This window comes from Arthrobacter sp. UYP4 (assembly GCF_057291175.1).
In genome coordinates this window covers 82286-105119 of the sequence record NZ_JBXAVU010000002.1, presented here as the reverse complement: position 1 = coordinate 105119, position 22834 = coordinate 82286, and the positions used below count along the sequence as shown (strand labels likewise).

21 protein-coding genes are annotated in these 22834 nt (G+C 71.1%); 18 read left to right on the top strand and 3 right to left on the bottom strand.

The window, feature by feature from the left end:
- Nucleotides 1–101 precede the first annotated feature (101 nt).
- Genes AC0Z9V_RS09315 through AC0Z9V_RS09285 form a run of 7 tightly spaced genes read left to right on the top strand, consistent with a single transcriptional unit; the run spans nucleotide 102 to nucleotide 7844 of the window.
- Nucleotides 102–1721, top strand: a complete 1620-nt coding sequence (locus AC0Z9V_RS09315) for a carboxyl transferase domain-containing protein (protein ID WP_485141343.1) — start codon at nucleotides 102–104, stop codon at nucleotides 1719–1721.
- 4 nt (nucleotides 1722–1725) lie between these two features.
- Complete coding sequence (locus AC0Z9V_RS09310; RefSeq protein WP_485141342.1) at nucleotides 1726–3846, top strand: acetyl/propionyl/methylcrotonyl-CoA carboxylase subunit alpha; 2121 nt, start codon at nucleotides 1726–1728, stop codon at nucleotides 3844–3846.
- Nucleotides 3843–5015, top strand: a complete 1173-nt coding sequence (locus AC0Z9V_RS09305; RefSeq protein WP_133082183.1) for an acyl-CoA dehydrogenase family protein — start codon at nucleotides 3843–3845, stop codon at nucleotides 5013–5015. The genes AC0Z9V_RS09310 and AC0Z9V_RS09305 overlap by 4 nt, the downstream gene beginning before the upstream one ends.
- Before the next feature lie 51 nt (nucleotides 5016–5066).
- Entirely contained in the window at nucleotides 5067–5864 is a 798-nt protein-coding gene (locus AC0Z9V_RS09300) for a CoA transferase subunit A (protein WP_485141341.1), read from the top strand.
- 2 nt (nucleotides 5865–5866) lie between these two features.
- Nucleotides 5867–6517 carry a CoA transferase subunit B gene (locus AC0Z9V_RS09295; protein ID WP_133082185.1) on the top strand — a complete coding sequence of 217 codons (651 nt, stop codon included), beginning with the start codon at nucleotides 5867–5869 and terminating at the stop codon, nucleotides 6515–6517.
- Entirely contained in the window at nucleotides 6514–7023 is a 510-nt protein-coding gene (locus tag AC0Z9V_RS09290) for a MaoC family dehydratase (RefSeq protein ID WP_485141340.1), read from the top strand. Before AC0Z9V_RS09295 ends, AC0Z9V_RS09290 begins: the two co-directional genes overlap by 4 nt.
- Nucleotides 7020–7844 (top strand): HpcH/HpaI aldolase/citrate lyase family protein, encoded by an 825-nt coding sequence (locus tag AC0Z9V_RS09285; RefSeq protein ID WP_485141339.1) that lies wholly within the window; start codon nucleotides 7020–7022, stop codon nucleotides 7842–7844. Before AC0Z9V_RS09290 ends, AC0Z9V_RS09285 begins: the two co-directional genes overlap by 4 nt.
- Nucleotides 7845–8006: 162 nt before the next feature.
- On the opposite strand, the gene AC0Z9V_RS09280 is transcribed toward AC0Z9V_RS09285, so the two are convergent.
- On the bottom strand, nucleotides 8007–9485 hold the full coding sequence (locus tag AC0Z9V_RS09280) for an HNH endonuclease signature motif containing protein (protein WP_485141338.1): 1479 nt from the start codon (nucleotides 9483–9485) through the stop codon (nucleotides 8007–8009).
- Between the two features lie 242 nt (nucleotides 9486–9727).
- On the opposite strand from AC0Z9V_RS09280, the gene dxr reads away from it, so the two are divergent.
- From dxr to AC0Z9V_RS09235, 9 genes are all read left to right on the top strand, one after another.
- Nucleotides 9728–10996, top strand: coding sequence for a 1-deoxy-D-xylulose-5-phosphate reductoisomerase (gene dxr / locus AC0Z9V_RS09275; protein ID WP_485141337.1), 1269 nt, complete (start codon nucleotides 9728–9730; stop codon nucleotides 10994–10996).
- The gene (locus AC0Z9V_RS09270; protein ID WP_485141336.1) at nucleotides 10993–12336 is read left to right on the top strand and encodes a M50 family metallopeptidase; all 1344 of its coding nucleotides are present in this window, start codon (nucleotides 10993–10995) and stop codon (nucleotides 12334–12336) included. The genes dxr and AC0Z9V_RS09270 overlap by 4 nt, the downstream gene beginning before the upstream one ends.
- Nucleotides 12337–12375: 39 nt before the next feature.
- Nucleotides 12376–12972 carry a MarR family transcriptional regulator gene (locus AC0Z9V_RS09265; protein WP_485141335.1) on the top strand — a complete coding sequence of 199 codons (597 nt, stop codon included), beginning with the start codon at nucleotides 12376–12378 and terminating at the stop codon, nucleotides 12970–12972.
- A gap of 73 nt (nucleotides 12973–13045) precedes the next feature.
- Nucleotides 13046–13495 carry a hypothetical protein gene (locus tag AC0Z9V_RS09260; protein ID WP_208740784.1) on the top strand — a complete coding sequence of 150 codons (450 nt, stop codon included), beginning with the start codon at nucleotides 13046–13048 and terminating at the stop codon, nucleotides 13493–13495.
- Between the two features lie 10 nt (nucleotides 13496–13505).
- Nucleotides 13506–13796 carry a YciI family protein gene (locus AC0Z9V_RS09255; RefSeq protein ID WP_485141334.1) on the top strand — a complete coding sequence of 97 codons (291 nt, stop codon included), beginning with the start codon at nucleotides 13506–13508 and terminating at the stop codon, nucleotides 13794–13796.
- A 98-nt stretch (nucleotides 13797–13894) separates the two neighbouring features.
- Nucleotides 13895–15061 carry a flavodoxin-dependent (E)-4-hydroxy-3-methylbut-2-enyl-diphosphate synthase gene (ispG, locus tag AC0Z9V_RS09250; RefSeq protein WP_133082193.1) on the top strand — a complete coding sequence of 389 codons (1167 nt, stop codon included), beginning with the start codon at nucleotides 13895–13897 and terminating at the stop codon, nucleotides 15059–15061.
- Nucleotides 15015–15917 carry a GNAT family N-acetyltransferase gene (locus AC0Z9V_RS09245; protein WP_459268939.1) on the top strand — a complete coding sequence of 301 codons (903 nt, stop codon included), beginning with the start codon at nucleotides 15015–15017 and terminating at the stop codon, nucleotides 15915–15917. The genes ispG and AC0Z9V_RS09245 overlap by 47 nt, the downstream gene beginning before the upstream one ends.
- A 124-nt stretch (nucleotides 15918–16041) precedes the next feature.
- Nucleotides 16042–17841 carry a proline--tRNA ligase gene (locus tag AC0Z9V_RS09240; RefSeq protein WP_485141333.1) on the top strand — a complete coding sequence of 600 codons (1800 nt, stop codon included), beginning with the start codon at nucleotides 16042–16044 and terminating at the stop codon, nucleotides 17839–17841.
- Between the two features lie 3 nt (nucleotides 17842–17844).
- A complete protein-coding gene (locus tag AC0Z9V_RS09235; protein ID WP_208740790.1) occupies nucleotides 17845–18660 on the top strand; it encodes a sulfite exporter TauE/SafE family protein in 816 nt (271 codons plus the stop codon).
- Between the two features lie 31 nt (nucleotides 18661–18691).
- On the opposite strand, the gene AC0Z9V_RS09230 is transcribed toward AC0Z9V_RS09235, so the two are convergent.
- Both AC0Z9V_RS09230 and AC0Z9V_RS09225 read right to left on the bottom strand, forming a co-directional pair.
- The gene (locus AC0Z9V_RS09230; RefSeq protein WP_485141332.1) at nucleotides 18692–19804 is read right to left on the bottom strand and encodes an aminoglycoside phosphotransferase family protein; all 1113 of its coding nucleotides are present in this window, start codon (nucleotides 19802–19804) and stop codon (nucleotides 18692–18694) included.
- A complete protein-coding gene (locus AC0Z9V_RS09225; protein WP_485141331.1) occupies nucleotides 19797–21095 on the bottom strand; it encodes a DUF4439 domain-containing protein in 1299 nt (432 codons plus the stop codon). Before AC0Z9V_RS09225 ends, AC0Z9V_RS09230 begins: the two co-directional genes overlap by 8 nt.
- A 42-nt stretch (nucleotides 21096–21137) precedes the next feature.
- Between AC0Z9V_RS09225 and AC0Z9V_RS09220 the strand changes: the two genes are divergently transcribed.
- On the top strand, nucleotides 21138–21812 hold the full coding sequence (locus tag AC0Z9V_RS09220; protein WP_485141330.1) for a ribosome maturation factor RimP: 675 nt from the start codon (nucleotides 21138–21140) through the stop codon (nucleotides 21810–21812).
- 10 nt (nucleotides 21813–21822) lie between these two features.
- A complete protein-coding gene (nusA, locus tag AC0Z9V_RS09215; RefSeq protein ID WP_133082199.1) occupies nucleotides 21823–22812 on the top strand; it encodes a transcription termination factor NusA in 990 nt (329 codons plus the stop codon).
- The last annotated feature ends 22 nt before the right edge of the window (nucleotides 22813–22834 follow it).

The following is a 22834-nucleotide window of genomic DNA, read 5'->3' as shown; positions in this document are numbered from 1 at the left end:
CGGTGAGTGATGGACCCATTCTGATGGACATCCAGGTTAATGACCACTAACCTGAATCCGGTTAGCGTCTGCTAACTGAAGCATGCTCGAGGAAGTAGTCGATGGAGACTCTGACATCGCAGGTGGATCCGCTCTCGCCGGCGTTCACGGCGAACGCCGCGGCGCAGGCCGAACTCGTCGGCGACCTGCGGCGGCGCCTCACGGCCGCGGCCCTCGGCGGGCCCAAGCGCTCCCGCGCGCGGCATGTCGCCCGCGGCAAGCTCCTCCCGCGGGAGCGCATCGACCAGCTCCTCGACGACGGCAGTCCGTTCCTCGAGATCGCGCCGCTGGCGGCGAACGGGATGTACGACGATGAGTGCCCGGGTGCGGGCGTGATCGCCGGCATCGGCCTCGTACACGGCCGCCACGTGCTGGTGATCTCGAACGACGCCACCGTCAAGGGCGGCACGTACTACCCGATGACCGTCAAGAAGCATCTCCGCGCGCAGGAGATCGCCCTCGAGAACAATCTGCCCTGCGTGTACCTCGTGGACTCCGGCGGTGCGTTCCTGCCCCGGCAGGACGACGTCTTCCCCGACCGCAACCACTTCGGCCGTATCTTCTACAACCAGGCCACCATGTCGGCCCGGAAGATCCCGCAGATCGCCGCCGTGCTGGGGAGCTGCACCGCCGGTGGCGCCTACGTCCCGGCCATGAGCGACGAGACCGTGATCGTGCGCAACCAGGGCACCATCTTCCTGGGCGGCCCGCCGCTGGTGAAGGCCGCCATCGGCGAGGTCGTCACGGCGGAGGAGCTCGGGGGCGGGGACGTCCACTCCCGCGTCTCCGGGGTCACCGACCATCTCGCGGAGAACGACCAGCACGCGCTGGAGATCGTGCGCGACATCATCGCGACGCTGCCCCCGGCCGCAAAGCCGCCCGTTCCCGCCGTCGTGCACGCCGCGGAGCCGCTGGAGCCGGTGGTGCCGCAGGACGAGCTGTACGGTGCCGTGCCGACGGACGTGAACGCGTCCTACGATGCCCGCGAGATCATCGCCCGGATCGTCGACGGCTCGCTCTTCCACGAGTTCAAACGCGAGTACGGCACCACCCTCGTCACGGGCTTCGCGACCATCTCCGGCCACCGCGTCGGGATCGTCGCCAACAACGGGGTGCTCTTCAGCGAGTCCGCCCTCAAGGGCGCCCATTTCATCGAGCTCTGCGACCAGCGCGGAGTCCCCCTGGTGTTCCTGCAGAACCTCTCCGGCTTCATGGTGGGCAAGGACTACGAGGCCGGCGGCATCGCGAAGAATGGGGCCAAGATGGTCACCGCCGTCGCGACCTGCCGCGTCCCCAAGCTGACGGTCGTCGTCGGCGGGTCCTTCGGGGCCGGCAACTACTCGATGTGCGGTCGCGCCTTCTCCCCGCGCTTCCTGTGGATGTGGCCGGCGGCCCGCATCTCCGTGATGGGCGGCAACCAGGCGTCGTCGGTCCTGGCGACCGTCAAGCGCGACCAGCTCGAGGCGCGCGGCGAGGACTGGTCATCGGAGGACGAGGAGGCGTTCCGCGCACCCATCCGCGACCAGTACGAAGCCCAGGGCAACCCCTACTACTCGACGGCGCGGCTCTGGGACGACGGCGTGATCGACCCCGCGGACACCCGCACCGTCCTCGGCCTCGCACTCGACGTCTGCGCCAACGCGCCCCTGCCCGACACCTCCTTCGGCCTCTTCCGGATGTGACCCGATGACCTCCAGCCCCCTCTCCAGCCCCGCCGGTGCCCGTTCCAGGACCGCCCGGTGGCCCTTCGACACCGTCCTCGTCGCGAACCGCGGCGAGATCGCGAGCCGGGTCCTCCGCTCCGTCCGCGCGCTCGGCCTCCGGTCGGTCGCCGTCTACAGCGACGCCGACGCCGGCGCCCGGCACGTCCTCGAAGCGGACTCCGCCGTCCGGATCGGCCCGGCCGCACCGTCCGAGAGCTACCTGTCCATCCCCGCCGTCATCGAGGCCTGCCGCCGCACGGGGGCGGGCGCTGTGCACCCCGGGTACGGGTTCCTCAGCGAGAACGCTGCCTTCGCCGACGCGCTGCGGGACGCCGGGATCGTCTTCATCGGGCCGTCCGTCCACGCCCTGGACGTCATGGGCGACAAGATCCGTTCGAAGAACCATGTGGTCGCCTCCGGTGTCCCCGTGGTCCCCGGCATCGCCGAACCGGGACTCTCCGACGACGACCTGCTGCGCGCAGCGGACGACGTCGGCTTCCCGCTGCTCATCAAGCCGTCCGCGGGCGGGGGCGGCAAGGGCATGCACGCCGTCCACCGGCCGGAGGACCTCTCCGAGGTCCTCGTCACGGCGCGTCGCGTCGCGGCCCGCGCGTTCGGCGACGACACGCTCTTCCTGGAACGCCTGATCGAGCGGCCCCGCCACATCGAGGTGCAGGTCCTGGCCGACAGCTCCGGCACCGTGATCTCTCTCGGCGAGCGCGAGTGCTCGCTGCAGCGCCGGCACCAGAAGGTCATCGAGGAGGCGCCGTCGGCCCTGCTCGACGAGGTGACGCGGCGTCGGATCGGCGAGGCCGCGTGCGCCGTGGCCCGCAGCGTCGACTACGCGGGAGCCGGGACCGTCGAGTTCCTCGTCTCCGACGCCGCGCCCGACGAATTCTTCTTCATGGAGATGAACACGCGCCTGCAGGTCGAGCATCCCGTCACGGAACTGGTGACCGGCATCGACCTCGTGGAGTGGCAGATCCGCATCGCCGCGGGTGAGGCGCTGCCGTTCACGCAGGACGACGTCGTGCTGACAGGTCATGCCGTCGAGGCCCGCGTGTACGCCGAGAACCCCGAGGCCGGGTTCCTCCCCTCCACCGGCCGCATCCTGGAGCTCGCCGAGCCCGCAGGGGAGGGCATCCGGGTGGACAGCTCCCTCCTGCCCGGCGGGACCGTCTCCTCGTCCTACGACCCGATGCTCGCCAAGGTCATCGCCTGGGGTGCCGATCGCGGTGAGGCCCTCGACCGGCTGGACGCGGCGCTCGCCGCCACCGTGGTGCTGGGGGTCGACACCAATATCGAATACCTCCGGCTGCTCGTGGGCGACGACGACGTGCGGGCCGCGCGGCTCGACACCACGATGATCGAACGCAAGCTCCCGGAGCTGGCCTTCCGCCATGTCGCCCCCGAGGACCTCGCACTCGCCGCCGTCCTGCTCCTCGAGGCCGAACCGGCTCCGGCCGGCGGCTCACCCTGGCACCGGGGCGACGGCTTCCGGCTCGGGACACCCCGACCACGCGCCGTCACCCTCGAGGTGGACGGCGCCACCGCGACGGTCCGGCTGCAGCGCACGGGCGGGGGCTGGACCGGAACGGTCGACGGCACCGACGGCACCGACGGCACCGACGGCACCGACGGCCCGGCTGCCGCGAGCCTCACGGTTCGCGTCGACGGCGGGGGAGTGACCATCGACGGCCTCCGCTCCCGCCGGCGGTACGCGGTCGACGGGGACACTGTCTGGCTGGGGGATGCCGGCTGGTCCGCCCGCCTGCGCCGTCCGAGCCGCCGCGAACTGCTCGACGCCGCCCTGTCCCGTATCACCCGGGAGGAGGGCGCGGCCGACCCGCTGGTCCGCAGCCCCATGCCGGGCACCGTGGTGACGGTGTCCGTCGAGGACGGCGCGACCGTCCAGGCGGGCGACGTCCTCGTCGCCGTCGAGGCCATGAAGATGGAGCACCAGCTCACCGCCGCCCTGTCCGGCGTCGTCCGCCTCTCGCTGAAACCCGGCGACCTCGTGCGGGCACACCAGATCCTCGCCACCATCGAGTCCGCCCCCGAGGGCGGCCCGGCACCTATCCCCACGGAAGGGAACGCAGCATGAATTTCGAACTGAGCGAGGAGTACCAGGACCTCGTCGACACCGTCCGCGAGTTCGCCGACGAGGTCGTGGCCCCGGTCTCCGCCAAGCACGACGCCGAGCACAGCTTCCCCTACGAGGTGGTCAAGCAGATGGGGGACATGGGCCTGTTCGGCCTGCCGTTCCCCGAGGAGTACGGAGGCATGGGCGGCGACTACTTCGCGCTGTGCCTGGCACTGGAGCAGCTGGCCCGCGTGGACCAGTCGGTGGCCATCACCCTCGAGGCGGGGGTGTCCCTCGGCGCCATGCCCGTCTACCGCTTCGGCACCGAGGAGCAGAAGCAGCAGTGGCTGCCCTCCCTCGCGTCGGGTACCGCCCTCGGCGGGTTCGGCCTCACCGAGTCGGAGGCCGGCTCCGACGCCTCCGGGACGAAGACGACGGCGAAGCTCGAGGACGGCGCGAACGGATCGGAGTGGGTGATCAACGGCACCAAGGAGTTCATCACGAACTCGGGCACCGACATCACGTCGCTGGTGACCGTCACCGCCGTGACCGGTACCTCCGAGCGGCCGGACGGCACGGTGAAGAAGGAGATCTCCACCCTCCTCGTCCCCTCGGACACGCCGGGCTTCACGGCCGAGAAGGCCTACAACAAGGTGGGCTGGAACGCCTCCGACACCCATCCGCTCACCCTCCGTGACGTCCGGGTCCCGGAGGCGAACCTGTTGGGTACGCGCGGCCGCGGGTACGCCAACTTCCTGCAGATCCTCGACGAGGGGCGGATCGCCATCGCGGCGCTCGCGACCGGCGCGGCGCAGGGTTGCGTGGAACAGTCCATCAAGTACGCGGGCGAGCGCATGGCCTTCGGCAGCACCATCGGCGCCTACCAGTCCATCCAGTTCAAGATCGCCCGGATGCAGGTCCGGGCCCATACGGCGCGGCTGGCCTACTACGACGCAGCGTCGCGCATGCTCGCGGGCAAGCCGTTCAAGACGCAGGCCTCGATCGCGAAGCTGGTGGCCGGCGAAGCCGCCATGGACAACGCGCGCGACGCGACACAGATCTTCGGCGGCTACGGTTTCATCAACGAGTTCGTGGTGTCCAGGCACTACCGTGACTCGAAGATCCTCGAGATCGGCGAGGGGACCACGGAGGTCCAGCTCATGCTGATCGCGAGGGAACTCGGCCTGTAGGCCCGCCGCAGGGCCAGGACGGACAGGCGCCGGAACAGCGAAGGAGAAGCAGTGATCAACAAAGTGGTTGGCAGTGCGGCGGAGGCCGTGGCGGACATCCCCGACGGAGCATCCCTCGCCGTCGGCGGGTTCGGCCTGTGCGGGATCCCGGTGACCCTGATCGACGCCCTGCACCGGCAGGGGACGTCGGAGCTCGAGACGGTGAGCAACAACTGCGGCGTGGACGACTGGGGGCTCGGCATCCTGCTGTCCGATCACCGGATCCGCCGGACCGTCAGCTCCTACGTCGGCGAGAACAAGGAGTTCGCGCGCCAGTACCTCTCGGGTGAGCTCGAGGTCGAGCTCACCCCGCAGGGCACGCTCGCCGAGAAGCTCCGGGCCGGCGGCGCGGGCATCCCGGCCTTCTTCACCACGGCGGGCGTCGGCACCCAGGTCAGCGAGGGCGGCCTGCCCCAGCGGTACGCCGGCGACGGCAGCGTCGCCGTGGCATCGAAGGCCAAGGAGGTGCGGTCCTTCGACGGCGTCGACTACGTGCTCGAGGAGTCGCTGCGACCCGACTTCGCGCTGGTCCACGCCTGGAAGGGCGACCGCCACGGCAACCTCGTCTTCCACGCCACCGCGATGAACTTCAATCCGCTCTGTGCGCAGGCCGGCCGGATCACGATCGCCGAGGTCGAGGAACTCGTGGAACCCGGGGAGCTCGACCCGGCGCAGGTCCACACGCCGGGCATCTTCGTCCAGCGCGTGGTGGTGGCGCGCGACGTCGAGAAGCGCGTCGAGAAGCGGACCGTCTCGATCGGCGGCGCGCCCGACCCCGGCGCCGGCCTGAACGCACCCGAAGGAGCATGAGCATGGCACTCACCCGCAACGAACTCGCCGCCAGGGTGGCGCAGGAGCTGGAGAACGGGCAGTACGTCAACCTCGGCATCGGGATGCCCACGCTGATCCCGAACTACATCCCCGCCGGCGTCGAGGTGGTGCTGCACTCCGAGAACGGCATCCTCGGCGTCGGTCCCTATCCCGCCGAGGACGCCGTCGATCCGGACCTCATCAATGCCGGCAAGGAGACCGTCACCGCCAATCCGGGCGCTGCGTTCTTCGACTCGGCCGCGTCCTTCGGCATGATCCGCGGCGGCCATGTGGACGTCGCGGTCCTCGGCGCCATGGAGGTCGCGCAGAACGGCGACCTCGCGAACTGGATGGTGCCCGGCAAGATGGTCAAGGGCATGGGCGGCGCCATGGACCTCGTGTTCGGGGCGAAGCGCGTGATCGTCATGATGGAGCACGTGGACCGGGCAGGGCGGCCGAAGATCGTCGAAGCCTGTTCCCTGCCCCTGACGGGGAAGGGCTGCGTGACCCGGATCGTCACCGACCTCGCCGTGATCGACGTCGAACCCGACGGACTCGTGCTGCGCGAGACCGCCCCCGGCGTGAGCACGGACGACGTCGTCGCCGCCACCGGCGCCCCGCTGCGGATCGAGCTCGGGGAAGCGGCCGCGTGAGCGGCGACACGCCCCCTGCCCGGTCCGTGATCGAGCAGCGCGGCCTCTACCTCGACGAGCTCGAGGTCGGGACGGTCTACGCCCACCGCCCCGGCCGGACGCTGACCGAGGCCGACAACGTCCTGTTCACGACGCTGACCATGAACACGCAGGCCCTGCATCTCGACGCGGCCTGGTCCGCGGGGCAGCCCTTCGGTGAGCGTCTCGTCAATTCGATGCTGACCCTCGCGACGCTCGTCGGACAATCGGTGTCCCAGCTCACGCAGGGCACCATCGTGGCGCAGCTGGGGCTCACCGACGTCGCCTTCCCGAAGCCGCTGTTCCACGGCGACACCCTGTACACGGAGACCGAGATCACCGGTATCCGCCCGTCGTCCTCGCGCCCCGGGCAGGGCATCGTGTCCATGGTCCACACCGGGCGCAACCAGCACGGCGATGTCGTCGCGACGGCAACGCGATCCGTCCTGATGTGGTCCTCGACGGCGCAGCGGGCGGTGACGCGATGAGCGGGATCGTCCTGGGACCGGCACTGCTCTTCTGCCCGGCGGACCGCCCGGAGCGGTACGGCAAGGCGGCCGACCGCTCCGACACCGTCATCCTCGACCTGGAGGACGCCGTGGCGCCCGGAGCCAAGGACGCGGCACGGACGGCACTCGCCGAGACCCCGCTCGCCCCGGAGCGCACCGTGGTGCGGCTCAACGCGGTGGGGACAGCCGACTTCGCACTCGACTGCGCCGCCGTCCGAGGCACCCCCTACCGCACCGTCATGCTCGCCAAGACGGAGTTGCCCGAGCACGTCGCCGCGGCCCGCGCGGCCCTGGGGGACGTCGAGGTCATCGCCCTGGTCGAGACGGCGCGGGGGGTGGTCCACGCGGCCGCCATCGCCGCGGCCGACGGCGTCACCGCCCTCATGTGGGGCGCCGAGGACCTCGTGGCATCCCTCGGCGGCACCTCGAGCCGCACGGCCGGCGGCACGTACCGGGCCGTGGCGCTCCAGGCGCGCTCGCAGGTGCTCCTCGCCGCAGGAGCCGCGGGAGTCGGCTGTATCGACGCCGTCTACGTGGACATCGCCGACCTCGGGGGCCTCGCCGCCGAGGCCGAGGATGCGGCCGCTTCCGGCTTCTCCGCGAAGGCCTGCATCCATCCCGGCCAGGTGGCCGCGGTCCGTACGGCCTTCGCTCCCGGCGACGCCGAGGTCGAGCGCGCCCGCGCGCTGCTCGCCGCCGCCGAGAGGGAACGGGGCGTCTTCGCCTACGAGGGGCGCATGGTGGACGAGCCGATCCTCCGGCATGCCCGCAGCGTCGTGGGCAGGGCGTCGGGTCGGTAGGGGCGGGCCTCGCCGGACGCGGCCGCGGTGTCGACGACAGCGGAGTCGGACGCGCGTATGGCAGTGCCGGTGCCGGCGAAGAGCGCTGGCAGATGTCGTCGTCCCGTGAGGATCGAGGCCCGCTTGACCCGCTCCAGGCGCCGCTCTTTGCGGCTTCGCTTCTCAGACGGGCGGTAGGAGCCCGGGGTCCGGGACCCGCTCCGCGCGCATCGCCGTCCCGAGGTCGTGCACGGTGCGGGCGATCGCCGACGAATCCGTCGTGGCGGGCGGTGGTTCGGGCGGCGTCGTATAGGTGCGACCACCCGGCGACAACCAGCTCAGCCCGCCATCGGGATCGGGAGTCGGTGTCCATCCCGTCCGGTGCTTCAGCATGTGGTGTCGCCTGCAGACGGGATAGAGGTTGTCCGCACCGGTCGATCCTCCGTCTGCCCAGGACACCAGATGGTCCAGATCGCAGCGGCCGGCGGGACGGCCGCAGCCGTAGAAGCTGCAGGTCTTCTGGCGGAGCTGCACCCAGGTCCGCAGGTCCTCGCTCGGGCGGTACCGGGTCCGGTCCAGGCCGAGCACCGCACCCGTGTACGGGTGGGTGAGCAGGCGCATCCACGAGGTGGCGTCCCCGGCGAGCCGGCGGGCGGCGTCGGCAGGGATCGGACCATAACCTTCGAGTTCGGCAGGTTCGTCGGTGAGCCCCATCAGCGCGAACACCGGAACGGTCACGACGATCCTCGCTGCTGGGGAGCGCGTGCCCGAGGGCCCACCGGCGCCGAGCAGCATGTCGGCCAGGACGTCGGCGCGCAGTTGGGGCAGCGTCCGCGGCTCATCGCCGCTGCGCAGGGTCCGGGCCACCGCATCCACCGTGGTGTGCAGGGCCAGGGCCTGCTCCGCGGGGAGATAGGCGCTGAACCACGCCATCCCGTCACGGTCCGGTTCGAAGACGACGCACCGATCCGGTTCCGCCTTCACCCGGCGGGCGGTCAACGACCCGGGGTGGAGCTTCTCCCGCAGCCGACGGCACCGCGCCGTCAGCCTCGGCCGGTTCAGGTCTTCCGCCACCGTCAGGATCTCCGCCTCGAACGCCAGGACGGCCTCGTCGGGGAGTGTGCGGGACTGCTCGACGATGACCGACGCCCGCGAGGCACAGATCCCGCCCTTCTCCAGGGCCGCCAGGGTGGCCGTCAACGGTCCGGTCAGCGTGAGCGACTCCGAGACGAGCCGGGCGGCCGAGCCCTCGGACAGCTTGAGCAGGGCTGCGGTCTCCACAACCGTCTCCGTGAACGCGAGGGACGACGACCGGCCCGACCAGGTCCGGTGCCCGCGATCGCTGAACGTGTGGACCCTCGTGATCAACCGGGCCCGCTGGGCGGCCGCCCAGGATGCGAGGCGTTCGGCCGCGCGCAGCAGCTCGAGCGTGTCATCGAGACGGGAGGGGGCCGCGATCATCGGCGCGTCCTGCAGGCGGGCCACCAGTCCGGACGGCGACGCCTCCTCGATGAGAGTTCGCCGATGACCGTCGGTTCCTTCGTCCTCGGTGCCGAGGTCTTCCAGCGGACCGAGGATCTCGTCGACCGCATCCGCGGGCCATCCCCAGGTCGCCTCGTCGTAGGCGTCCCCGAGATCGAGCGTCGACGCTCCGATGGACATGACTCATTCCATCACTCGGCACCGACATTCGGGCTGCTCGACACAGACCCGGAACAGGTGCCCCATGGTTGGTGCCGACCGGCCATCGAGGTACCGGCAGGGACCCGGCCGCCGGGTGGAAGCGGCGCGTCGTCGCGGTCCGGGATCCCTCCCCGCCGCCCGGTCGCATCCGGACGATCCCCGCCCACAGCGTCCGCGGACCCTGGCTGATGGACAGCTCCGGACTGCGGGATACTGGGGCCATGGATTTCAGCAACCCCACCCGGCAGTACCGGCGCGTCTCCATCCTCGGCTCCACGGGCTCCATCGGGACCCAGGCGCTCGAGGTGATCGCCGCGGCTCCCGGCCGTTTCGGCGTCGCGGGCCTCAGCGCCGGCGGGCGGAACCTGGAACTCCTCGCCCGCCAGGCCGTGACCGTCCGGGCTCCCGCCGTCGGCGTCGCGTCCGCGTCGGAGTCCGACCTCGAGCGCGCGATCGCGCAGGCCGCCGACGCCGCCGGTGTCCGTGGCTACGCACCGGTGCTGTTCTCCGGCGACGACGCCGCGGCGAAGGTTGCTGCCTGGCCCGACGCCGACGTCGTCCTCAACGGCATCACCGGCTCGATCGGCCTCGAGCCCACCCTCGCCGCGCTCGCCGCCGGGCACCTGCTCGCCCTGGCCAACAAGGAGTCGCTGATCGCCGGGGGAGCGCTCGTGCGCGCGGCGGCCGCTCCCGGACAACTCGTCCCCGTGGACTCCGAGCACTCGGCCATCGCGCAGGCCCTGCGCGGCGGCACGGCCGACGAGGTGGACCGACTGGTCCTGACGGCGTCGGGCGGCCCGTTCCGCGGCAGGACCCGCGCCCAACTGCAGCACGTCACGCCCGCGCAGGCCGTCGCCCACCCCACGTGGGACATGGGACGCGTCATCAGCACGAACTCCGCCTCGATGGTCAACAAGGCCCTCGAGGTGATCGAGGCCCACCTCCTCTTCGACATCCCGCTCGAGCGGATCGACGTCGTCGTGCACCCGCAGTCCGTGATCCACTCGATGGTCCAGTTCATCGACGGCTCCACGCTGGCGCAGGCGTCACCGCCGGACATGCGCCTCCCCATCGCCCTCGGCATCGGCTGGCCGTTCCGCGTGCCGGGATCAGCCCGCGCATGCGACTGGAGCCGGTCCGCCGAGTGGACCTTCGAACCGCTGGACGAGGAGGCCTTCCCGGCCATCGCCCTGGCGAAGCGTGCGGCCGCCGAGGGCGGCACGCGCATGGCCGTGTACAACGCCGCGAACGAGGAGGCCGTCGAGGCCTTTCACAGGGGAGCCATAGGTTTCCCTGAGATCGTGGACACCGTGTCCGCCGTCGTCGACGAGCAGCGTGCGCGGGAGGTCGCCGGCGGCGAGCTCACCCTCGACGCCGTCCTCGAGGCGGAGCGCTGGGCACGCACGAGTGCCCGGTCCCGTTGCGGCCTCGTGGAGTCGCCGGCGCCCGGAGGGGCGGCCGGTCCGGAAGGCCAGAAGGAAGAGCTGTGACCGTTCTCTTGTTCATCGTCGGAGTGCTCGTCGTCGTCGTCGGCATCGCGGCGTCGATCGCCCTGCATGAAGTGGGGCACCTGGTGCCCGCGAAGCTGTTCCGCGTCCGCGTCACCCAGTACATGGTGGGCTTCGGTCCCACCATCTGGTCCAGGCGACGCGGGGAGACCGAGTACGGGCTGAAGGCGATCCCGGCCGGCGGCTACGTCTCGATGGTGGGCATGTTCCCTCCCGCGACCACGGAGGCCGGTGCGGTGCGCCAGTCCAGCACCGGCGTCTTCCAGCAGCTCACCAACGACGCCCGGCAGGCCGCGGCCGAGCAGTTGCAGCCGGGGGACGAGGACCGGGTCTTCTACAAGCTGCCCATCTGGAAACGGATCATCATCATGCTCGGCGGGCCGCTGATGAACCTCCTGATCGGGACCGTGCTCTTCGCCGTCCTCATCATGGGGTTCGGCAGTGCGCAGGCCACCACCACGCTGTCCGAGGTGTACCGGTGCGTGGTCCCCGCCAGTCAGCAGGCGGCCACGGGACAGACCGACTGTGCGCCCGAGGATCCCGCCGCCCCCGCCTTCGAGGCGGGACTCCAGCCGGGCGACCGCGTGGTCGCCTTCGACGGCCGGGAGGTCACCGACTGGGACGAGCTCTCGGGCTGGATCAGGGACGCGGCCGGCCGCGAGGTCGGCATCACCTACGTGCGCGACGGCGAGAGCGTCGAGTCCGTCATCACGCCCCTGCTGACGGAACGGCCGGTCGCCGCGGAGGACGGCACGGCGATGGTCGACGACGACGGCGACGCCGTGACCCAGGAGGTGGGCTTCATCGGCGTCGGCTCGACGCAGGAACTCGTCCCGCAGCCCGCGACCGAGGTGCTCCCGGCTGTCGGGGGCTCGCTGGCCCGGGTCGCCGGCGTGGTGCTGAACCTGCCTGAGCGCGTGGTGGAGGTGGGTCAGGCAGCGTTCTCGGACGCGCCGCGTGATCCCGAGGGGCCCATCAGCGTCGTCGGCGTCGGGAGGATCGCGGGCGAGATCTCGGCGATGGAGGAAGTGCCGGTCGAATCCCGCGCGGCGACGCTGATCGGGCTCGTCGCGGGCGTGAACCTGGCCCTGTTCGTGTTCAACCTGATCCCGCTCCTGCCGCTCGACGGCGGGCACGTCGCCGGAGCGCTGTGGGAGGGGCTGCGCCGGGGTGTCGCGCGGGTGTTCGGGCGTCCCGATCCGGGGCCGTTCGACATGGCCAGGCTCCTGCCCCTCACCTACGCGGTGGCGATCCTGCTGATGGGGATGGGTGTCCTGTTGATCTATGCCGATATCGTCAAACCGGTCGATCTGTTCGGCTGATCGGTTGTAATTCGAATTTCAACTCCATACGGTTGATGAATGTTCGTCCTGACCATCGATCAGATCGGAAGCCGAGCCACCACGGACCGGGTGCCGGAACTGCTCCACCTCCTGCAGCCCGTCCACGCCGTGCTGCCCTGGGAGCGATCGGTCGGGGACGAGGCGCAGGGGGTCCTCGCGCGCGCGGACGACGTCGTCGAGGCCGTGATGCTCTGCCTGCGGGCCGGCGGCTGGTACGTGGGCGTCGGGATCGGGACCGTCGAGCGTCCCTTCCCCGCCTCCCCACGGGAGGGCCGCGGCTCGGCGTTCGTCGCAGCGCGGAAGGCCGTGGACCGCGCGAAGAAGACGGGGGACCGCGCACCCCTCGCCGTCGAGGGCCCGGACGGGGCCGGCGAGGCGGAGGGCGTGCTCGCGCTCCTCGGCCGGCACGTCATGGGCCGCTCGGACGCCGAATGGCGGATCCTCGATCTCCTGCACCCGGGGGAGCGCGGCACGCAGACCGCCGTCGCGCGGACGCTCGGCATCAGTCCCCAGGCGGTGAGCAAGGCCGCCGCCCGTGCCGCGTGGCACGAGGAGCAGGCCGTCCGCCCCGCAGCCGCGCGGCTCCTGACCTGGGCCGACGACCGCGTCGCCTGACGGCCCGGTCCGCGTCCCCGCATCCGTTGGGGGTGCCGTGGGGTAGACATGGATCAAGGAAGAAGGAGGTCCGGTGGACGCACTCTGGATCGCGGTGGCACTGCTCGCGGCGGGTGGCCTCGGCCTGCCCGTGACCATGCTCGTCCTGCGGCTGGCCCGCTCCGTGGACACCGCGGAACGGCGCCGCGAGGAACCGCCCGAGCCCGCGGACCAGCCCCAGCTGGACCTCCCCGAGCCACCCGCGGAACCGCCGAGGGCACCCGTGGACGCCCTGCCGCCGGGAGTCCTCCGCGGCGGACTCGTCATCGGCGTCCTCGAGCGCCTCGCGGTCACCGTCGCCATCCTCGGTGGCCAGCCGGTCGCCATCGCCTACGTCGTCGCGGTCAAGGCGCTCGGTCGCTATGCCGAGCTGAAGGAGACCCCCGCCGCGTCGGAGCGGTTCATCATCGGCACGCTGTCCTCCCTGCTCTGGGCGGCAGGGGTCGCGACGATCGTCAAGGTCTACCTCCTGGAAGTCCCGTAGGGTGAGGCCCATGAGTATCTTCGCCGTCGAGTACGTGTACAACCCCGACCACGACGACCTCCGGGCGGAGCACCGTCCGGAGCACCGGCAGTGGCTCGAGAGCCTCGTGCAGGAGGGCCGCGTCCTGGCCTCCGGACCGTTCGCCGATGGCAGCGGCGCCCTCCTCGTCTTCGCCGCCGAGACCGAGGCGGACCTCAACCAGCTCGTGAGCGAAGACCCCTTCGCCCGGGTCGGTGCCATCTCGGCCGTCAAGGCCACCGGGTGGAACCCGGTCATCGGAGCATTCCGCGACCTCGTGTGACCTGCATCGCCACACGCCGGGAGACCGCCGGGCCGGGTGGATAATGAAATCAAGAATCTCGAAGACGTGCGGTCACGGCCGCCAGCATGGAGGATGTTTTGACCTCGGTCAGCCTAGGAATGCCAGCAGCACCGCCCCCCGTCCTCGCACCCCGGCGCAAGACCCGCCAGATCAAGGTCGGATCGGTGGGCGTCGGATCCGATTCGCCGATCAGCATCCAGTCCATGACCACCACGCCGACCACGGACATCAACGCGACGCTGCAGCAGATCGCGGAGCTCACGGCGACCGGGTGCGACATCGTCCGTGTGGCCTGCCCGTCGGCCGATGACGCCGCAGCCCTGCCGATCATCGCGAAGAAGTCCCAGATCCCCGTCATCGCGGACATCCACTTCCAGCCGAAGTACGTCTTCGCCGCGATCGACGCCGGGTGCGCCGCAGTGCGCGTCAACCCCGGCAACATCCGGAAGTTCGACGACCAGGTGAAGCAGATCGCCGACGCGGCGAAGGCCGCCGGGACCTCGATCCGCATCGGCGTCAACGCCGGCTCACTGGATCCCCGCCTGATGCAGAAGTACGGCAAGGCCACACCCGAGGCGCTCGTCGAGTCCGCTGTCTGGGAAGCCTCCCTGTTCGAGGAACACGACTTCCACGACTTCAAGATCTCGGTCAAGCACAACGATCCCGTGATCATGGTGCGTGCCTACGAACTGCTCGCCGAGCGCGGCGACTGGCCCCTGCACCTCGGCGTGACCGAGGCGGGGCCCTCCTTCCAGGGCACCATCAAGTCGGCCACGGCCTTCGGGGCGCTCCTGTCGAAGGGCATCGGCGACACCATCCGCGTCTCCCTCTCGGCACCGCCGGTCGAGGAGATCAAGGTGGGCAACCAGATCCTGCAGTCGCTCAACCTGCGTCCCCGCAAGCTCGAGATCGTCTCCTGCCCGTCCTGTGGCAGGGCCCAGGTGGATGTCTACACCCTGGCCGAGGAGGTCACCGCCGGCCTCGAGGGCATGGAGGTCCCGCTGCGCGTGGCCGTCATGGGCTGCGTCGTCAACGGACCCGGCGAGGCCCGCGAGGCCGACCTGGGTGTGGCCTCCGGAAACGGCAAGGGCCAGATCTTCGTGAGGGGCGAAGTCATCAAGACTGTCCCCGAGGACCAGATCGTTGAGACACTCATCGAGGAAGCGATGCGGCTCGCAGAGGAGATGGGTGAGGCTGATGGCGAAACTGCTGGCTCGGGTGGCCCCATGGTTACCGTTAGCTAGGCCACAGCCCGACCCCGAGGGCCCCTGGTCGTTCCGCGTCCTCGGCGAGGCGGACACCCGGGATCTCTGGGCCCTCGTCGCCGCCGATCCGGTGGCCAACGTCTTCGTGGCCTCCCACCTCGAGTCCATGGGGACGGCCGCGCCGTCGTTCTCCGGCGGCGAGATCATCGGCATGTTCCGGCACGACGAGCTCCGCGCTGCGTGCTGGGCGGGCGTCAACCTCGTGCCCATCGGCGTGACGGACGAGACCGGCGCGATCTTCGGGGACCACCTCGGCCGGTCGGGCCGGACCTTCTCCTCGGTCTTCGGACTCTCCGAGGGTGTGATGGACCTGTGGTCCACGCTCGAGGACTACAGCGCCGAGCCCTTCGACATCCGCCCCACGCAGCCGCTCATGGCCATCGACACGGACCCGCTCATCGCGCCCGCCCCCGATCTCCGCTTCACGCGCCCCGACGAACTCGACCGGCTCCTGCCCGCCTGCGCCGCGATGTTCGAGGAGGAGGTGGGGTACTCGCCGTTCATCGGCGGGTCCGAGCACTACCGGCGCCGCGTGGCGTCCCTGATCAGCCGCAAGCACTCGCTCGCAGCGTTCGACGACGACGGCACGGTGGTCTTCAAGGCCGAGCTGGGCACGGTGTCCTCGCAGGCCGTCCAGGTGCAGGGCGTCTGGGTGAACCCGGACCACCGCGGCAGGGGGCTCAGCGCCGCCTACATGGCCGCCGTCGTCGTCGCCGCCCGCTCCCTCGCGCCGACCGTCAGCCTCTATGTGAACTCCTACAACGCCCGGGCCATCGCCGCGTACAAGCGCGTGGGCTTCGAGCAGGTGGACACCTTCGCGACGATCCTCTTCTGAGGAGGACCCTGCCGGCGGTGATCCCGACCCGCCCGCCCGACCCGCTAGATTGGTAGCTGTTGTCTCCCGCCGGACGGCGGGGACGTGACTGGCAGTGCACGACCGAATACGAACGGACACCCGCGTGGTCTTACGACTCTCGACCCTTTTCCTGCGCACCCTGCGTGAAGATCCAGCCGACGCCGAAGTCGCGAGCCACCGCCTCCTGGTGCGGGCGGGCTACATCCGGCGTGCCGCCCCCGGGATCTACAGCTGGCTGCCGCTGGGCCTGAAGGTCCTCGCACGGGTCGAGGCGATCGTCCGCGAGGAGATGGAGGCGATCGGCGCGCAGGAGGTCCACTTCCCGGCGCTGCTGCCCAAGGAACCCTACGAGGCCACGAACCGCTGGACCGAGTACGGGGACGGCATCTTCCGCCTCAAGGACCGCAAGGACGCGGACTACCTGCTGGCACCGACCCACGAGGAGATGTTCACGCTGCTCGTGAAGGACCTGTACACCTCGTACAAGGATCTCCCCGTCAGCCTGTTCCAGATCCAGACCAAGTACCGCGACGAGGCGCGGCCGAGGGCAGGCCTCCTCCGTGGCCGCGAGTTCATCATGAAGGACTCCTACTCCTTCGACGTCGACGACGAGGGGCTGGAGGCGAGCTACCAGCTCCACCGCGCGGCGTACCTCAGGATCTTCGAGCGGCTCGGCCTGGACGTCGTGCCTGTCACGGCGACCGCCGGAGCCATGGGCGGTTCCAAGAGCGAGGAGTTCCTCCACCCGACCCCTATCGGCGAGGACACCTTCGTCCGGTCGGCCGGCGGGTACACCGCCAACGTCGAGGCGGTCACGACGGTCGTCCCCGACGCCATCGACTACACCGACGCTCCCGCAGCCGAGGTCAGGGACACCCCCGACACCCCGACGATCGACACGCTCGTGGACCACGCGAACGCCGCCGCACCCCGCGCGGACCGGGCCTGGACCGCGGCGGACACTTTGAAGAACGTCGTGCTGGCGGCCGTGCTGCCCACCGGCGAGCGCCGGATCCTGGTCGTCGGCGTGCCCGGCGACCGCACGGTGGACCTCAAGCGCATCGAGGCAACCATCGCCGGCCACCTCGAGACCGGCGGTGAGGTGGCCGTCGAGGCCGCCGGCGAGGAGGACCTCAGGAAGCACCCGGGCCTGGTCAAGGGCTACATCGGTCCTGGCCTGGCCCTGGACGCCGCCGTCCTCGGCGCCGATGCCGCCACGGGCCTGACGTACCTCGTGGATCCGCGCGTCGTTCCCGGCACCTCGTGGATCACGGGGGCGAACGAGCACGGCCGGCACGTCTTCGGGCTCGTCGCGGGCCGCGACTTCAGCTGGGACGGCGTCATCGAGGCCGTCGAGGTGCGCGAGGGCGACGAGGCTCCCGACGGCTCCGGGCCGCTGATCGCGGCGCGCGGCATCGAGATGGGCCACATCTTCCAGCTCGGACGCAAGTACGCGGAGGCGCTCGGGCTGAAGGTCCTCGACCGGAACGGCAAGCTCGCCACGGTCACCATGGGCTCCTACGGCGTCGGGGTCACGCGTGCCATCGCGGCCCTCGCCGAGGCCAATCACGACGATCGCGGGATCATCTGGCCCCGCAACGTGGCTCCCGCCGACGTGCACATCGTCGCCACGGGCAAGGGCACCGAGGTGTTCGAGGCCGCCGAGAAGCTGGCCGCCGACCTCGAGTCCGCCGGCCTCACCGTGATCTACGACGACCGCCCCAAGGTCTCGCCGGGCGTCAAGTTCGGCGACGCCGAACTCATCGGCGTGCCCACGATCGTCGTCGTCGGCCGTGGCCTCGCCGACGGCGTGCTCGAGGTCAAGGACCGCCGCACGGGGGAGGCGCAGAACGTGGCCGTCGACGACGCCGCCGCGCTGCTGCTCGCGCTCACCGCCGCCTAGGCCGTGGCGGGCTCGGGACTCGAGGAACTGCACCTCGCCACCATCCTGCTGGTGCTCGTCGCCGGGTTCGCCGCGGGCTGGGTGGACGCCGTGGTCGGCGGTGGCGGGCTCCTGCAGCTGCCGGCGCTCCTGCTGGTTCCCGGGATCACGCCCGTGGAGGCCCTGGCCACCAACAAGTTGGGGTCGATCTTCGGGACGACGACGAGCGCGATCACCTACTACCGCCGGGCGCATCCCGACCTGCGGACGGCGCTCCCGATGGCCGCGATAGCCCTCGTCGGCAGCTTCGGCGGGGCGATCCTGGCGGCATCCCTGCCGTCGTCGGTCTTCAAGCCGATCATCGTGGTGGCACTCGTCGCGGTGGCGGTGTTCACGGCCCTGAAGCCGTCCGTCGGGACACTGACCGAGCTGCGGCACCAGGGTGCGCGGCACTACGGCACGGCCGGCGCGATCGGGCTGGTCATCGGCTTCTACGACGGGCTGATCGGCCCCGGGACCGGGTCCTTCCTGATCATCGCGATGGTCACGCTGCTGGGCTACAACTTCCTCGGCGCCAGCGCGAAGGCGAAGATCGTGAACATGGCCACCAACTTCGGCGCGCTCATGTTCTTCCTGCCCAACGGGTCCATCCTGTGGGGGTTGGGACTCCTGCTCGGCGCGGCGAACATGGCCGGCGGCTACACCGGGTCCCGCATGGCGATCAGCCAGGGCAGCAGGTTCATCCGGATCGTGTTCCTCGTCGTCGTCGGCGCCCTGATCATCAAGCTCGGCTCCGACGTGTGGGTGGAGAACATCCGTCCGATGCTCGCCGGGGCATGACGCCGACGGGAGCGGTCACCGACCGGACGCCCTAGAGTGTCGGCAGCTCGCGGACCGGCGGCAGCCCGTCCAGGGTCCGGCCCAGGACGGAGCTCGCCACCCAGAGCGATCGCTGCGCGTCGCCGGTCTGCCCGTGGCCGATGTAGGACAGCGCATTGCGGACCTCCCGGACCACGGTCCACCCGACGGCGAGTCCGGTGTCGAGTCCGGCGGCCGCGGACAGCGCGGCGCAGTGTGCACGGAGGTGCCCCGCGGGGTCTGCGGCATCGAGCTCCGCGAGCCGGTTCCACAGCATCGGCGCCACGGCGTACTCGGCATCGCCGATCACCGGCTTCGGGTCGATCGCCGTGACGTCCCGCAGCCGCGCCGGCGAGGACGGCAGGAGGTTGGCGTAGTGCAGATCCGAGTGCACCAGCACGTCGTTCTCCGACCGCCGTCCCACGATGCCCCGCGACTGGCACACCTCGAGCGCGGCCTCCATCAGCCAGCGCGGGAACGGCTCGTCCAGCTCGTGCCAGCGGGCGGGCAGGGTGTCCGTCCACTGCTCGGCATCGGATGCCAGATGCGGGAACGCGGCCCACGGTGCGCTGTCGCCGGCCCGTATCGACAGGCGGCGCAGGACGCGGCCCCACGGCTCGGCGGTCTCGTCGAGCGGGACGTCGTGGAGCGAGTGGTCGCCGTCGAGGCGTGCAAGGAGCAGTGCGTAGTCGGGTCGGGACGCCGCCAGCAGGCGCACGGCGCCGTCGCCGTCCCACAGGTCCAGCGCGTCCGGCTCCGAGCGTGCCTCGTCGTGGGGGATGGTGAGCTTCAGGACGGCGTCCACCGGCTCGTGGCCGCCCCGCTGCACCACGGGCACGACGACGGCGCACTGGCCGGACCAGGCGGGTCGTCCGGGCTGCAGGTCGAGGTCGAGGTCCCAGGCGTGGAGCCTGTCGGCCAGCAGCTCGTGCCATCCGCGCATCCACCGGGCGCCGCCATCGATGGTCCGGGCGCTCCGGACGAGTCGCGGCGGCAGGTCGGGCAGGACGTCCGAAGCGGGCCGACCGGAAGCACAGGTCCCCGTGCCGCCGGGGACACCGGTCGCATCGGGGCCAGACCGTCCGGGCTGCCGGTCTCCTGCCGCCTCGTCGGGGTGCCTAGCCATCGGTCGGTCCTCCCGGAGCGGGAGTGCCGCTGGGTGCGGGCGGCGCCCCGGGTGCCCCCGGGGCGTCCGGAGTCGGGTCGCCGGTGGTCCCGGCCGCTTCGGCCTGCAGGCCGGGCAGCGGTGCGAGGGGGGCGCCCGCCTCGGTGCTGCGTTGTACCGCGGCGTTCAGGGACGTGACGGCCCAGGCCCGTTCGGCGGTGCTGACCGTGGCGATGAGGCCCGCGTAGAACTCGGTGTGGTCCTGTTCGAGGTCGCGCAGGGCGGCGGCCGGATCGGCGCGGAAGGCCGGTCCGACGGCGTGACCTGCCGGCGCCGGGGCCGCGGGTTCACACAGTGCGGCGAGCCGCTCGGCGGCGGTGTCGGCGGCCGCCTGGTGGGTCGCCGAGAGGGCGAGTGCGGGAGCAGGATCGGGCAGCAGTGCGGCCGCGACCTCGTAGCCGTACCGGGCCTGCTCCTCCGCCCGGGTCGCGCCGAGCAGGGCCTGGCGGTCGGCATCCGGGCCCAGGGGAGTGCCGGCGCACTCCTCCGGCGTCGCCGGGCCCGCCGTGGTCGGGCCGGAAGCCGCATCCCCGGAAGCCGCGCTTTCGGAGGTCGCCGGTACGGACGCCGGCGTGTCGGACCGGGCGGGGTCGGCGGACGCGCCCTGCTCCGGGTCGAGGTCCTCGGCGGTCAGCGCCTCGGCCGCCGGCAGCTCTGTCCCGACGCCGAGCACCCCGCCGAGGAGCACCGCCTGGCGCCACTGGTTGGCGCCCGCCGACGCGAGCACCCGGGCGGGGCCCGGCTCGGCATCGACCGCGTCCGACAGGCTGCGCAGCGAGCTGTCGCGCAGCATCGCCAGGAGGCGGACCGGATCTGCGGGAGCCGCAGTGGGCGAGGGCGCCGGCGCAGGGGGAGGTGGATCCGTCGGCGCGTCCGCACCGGCCGGAGCACGTGCGGGGGACCGCGGCAGGGACACGGCGGCAGCCTGCTCCTCGAGGTCCGACGCGATCGCCGTCAGCCGCTCCGCAAGGGCGGGATCCGCCGCCGTTGCGGCACGCGCATCCGCTGCGAGACCGCGGTACCGCCCCTCGGCGTCGAGCTGGGCCTGTTCGGACGGCGAGTACACGCGCGCCGGCGGCTCGGCGGAGCCGAGAAGGAGCCAGGCGCCGACCGCCAGGAGCACCACGACGAACAGACCGACGAGCCACGCGGACCACCGGATGGCCGTGCCGGCGGCAGTGGCGAGGCGGGCTCCACGCTCCTGCTGCCCGCCCGCCTGCGCCCGGTTGATCACAGTGTCCGATGATGCCACGGCGGTCCCGGTTTCTCCCTGCCATACACCCGGCGTCGCCGAATGTCGGTACTCTTGGAGGACAACATCATCGAGTGGGAGGCAGCCATGGCGGTCCGGTCCGGGAACGAAAACCATGCCTCGACCCGCAAGTCGGCCCTCGAGGCCGCACTGCAGGCCGAAGCGCAACGCCTGCGGACCAGGCTGCAGCCCGTCGTCGAACAGCACGACCTCTACCTCGAGGACGTCGACATCAAGGTCGCCGGTTCCCACCGCACCGTCCACGTGGTCGTGGACCTGCCCGAGGACGCCTCCGGGAGTGTCGGGCTCGATGTGATCTCGGCCATCTCAACCGACCTCTCCGCCGCCATGGACAGTGACCCCGAGGACGACGACCGTCCGTACAGCCTCGAGATCTCCTCGCCCGGCGTGTCCCGGCCCCTCACGGAACCACGGCACTGGCGCCGCAACGTGGGCCGCATGGTCGAGGTCAAACCGCTGAGCGGCGATGTCGTCCTCGGCCGGCTGCTGGACGTCACCGCCACCGGGATTCGGCTGATCCCGCAGCTGCCCGTCAAGAAGGGCATGAAGCCGAAGCAGGGCGATCCACTCGCCCTCGAGTTTTCCAAGATCCGCAAGGGGACCGTCCAGGTCGAATTCGCGCATCCTGAGGATGAACACCACGAGAACAGCGATGGGGGCGATCCGGGCATCTCCGGCGCCGTGCACCACGCGTAAGGAGACCCACATGGACATTGATATGAGCGCGCTGAGGCTCCTCGAGCGCGAACGCGAGATCCCGCTGGACAAGCTGATCCCCACCATCGAGCAGGCCCTGCTCATCGCGTACCACCGCACGCCGGGCGCGCACGAGACGGCGCGCGCCGAGCTGGACCGCCGCAACGGACACGTCACCATCTGGGCCACGGAGAAGGACGACGACGGCGAGACCGTCGGCGAGTTCGACGACACGCCCGGGGGCTTCGGCCGGATCGCCGCGAGCACCGCGCGCCAGATCATCCTGCAGCGCCTGCGCGACGCCGAGGACGACAACATCCTCGGTGAGTTCCGCGGCAAGGAAGGCGAACTGGTCGCCGGCATGATCCAGCAGGGCACCAATCCGCACATGATCCAGGTCAACCTGGGATCGGTGGAGGCCGTCCTGCCGCCGCCGGAGCAGGTGCCGGGGGAGAAGTACCTGCACGGCACCCGCCTGCGGGCCTTCGTCGTCGACGTCCACCGCGGGATGAAGGGCCCCTCCATCACCCTGTCCCGCTCGCACCCGGGCCTCGTCCGGAAGCTCTTCGAGCTCGAGGTCCCCGAGATCGCGGACAAGACGGTCGAGATCGTGGCCCTCGCCCGCGAGGCCGGCCACCGCACCAAGATCGCCGTGAAGGCCAACGTGCCGGGCGTGAACGCGAAGGGTGCCTGCATCGGCGAGATGGGCACGCGCGTGCGGGCGGTGATGAACGAGCTGAACGACGAGAAGATCGACATCGTCGACTACAACGACGACGCCGCCTCGTTCATCGCGAGCTCCCTCTCGCCGTCGCGCGTCACCTCCGTGACCATCACGGACGAGGCCACGCGGTCCGCCCGCGTCGTGGTGCCGGACTACCAGCTCTCCCTCGCGATCGGCAAGGAGGGCCAGAACGCCCGGCTCGCCGCGAAGCTGACCGGCTGGCGGATCGACATCGTGTCCGACGCCGCACAGCCGGCCCCCGCCGCGAAGGCGTAGGCGGCCCGGTCCGCCGGCAGAT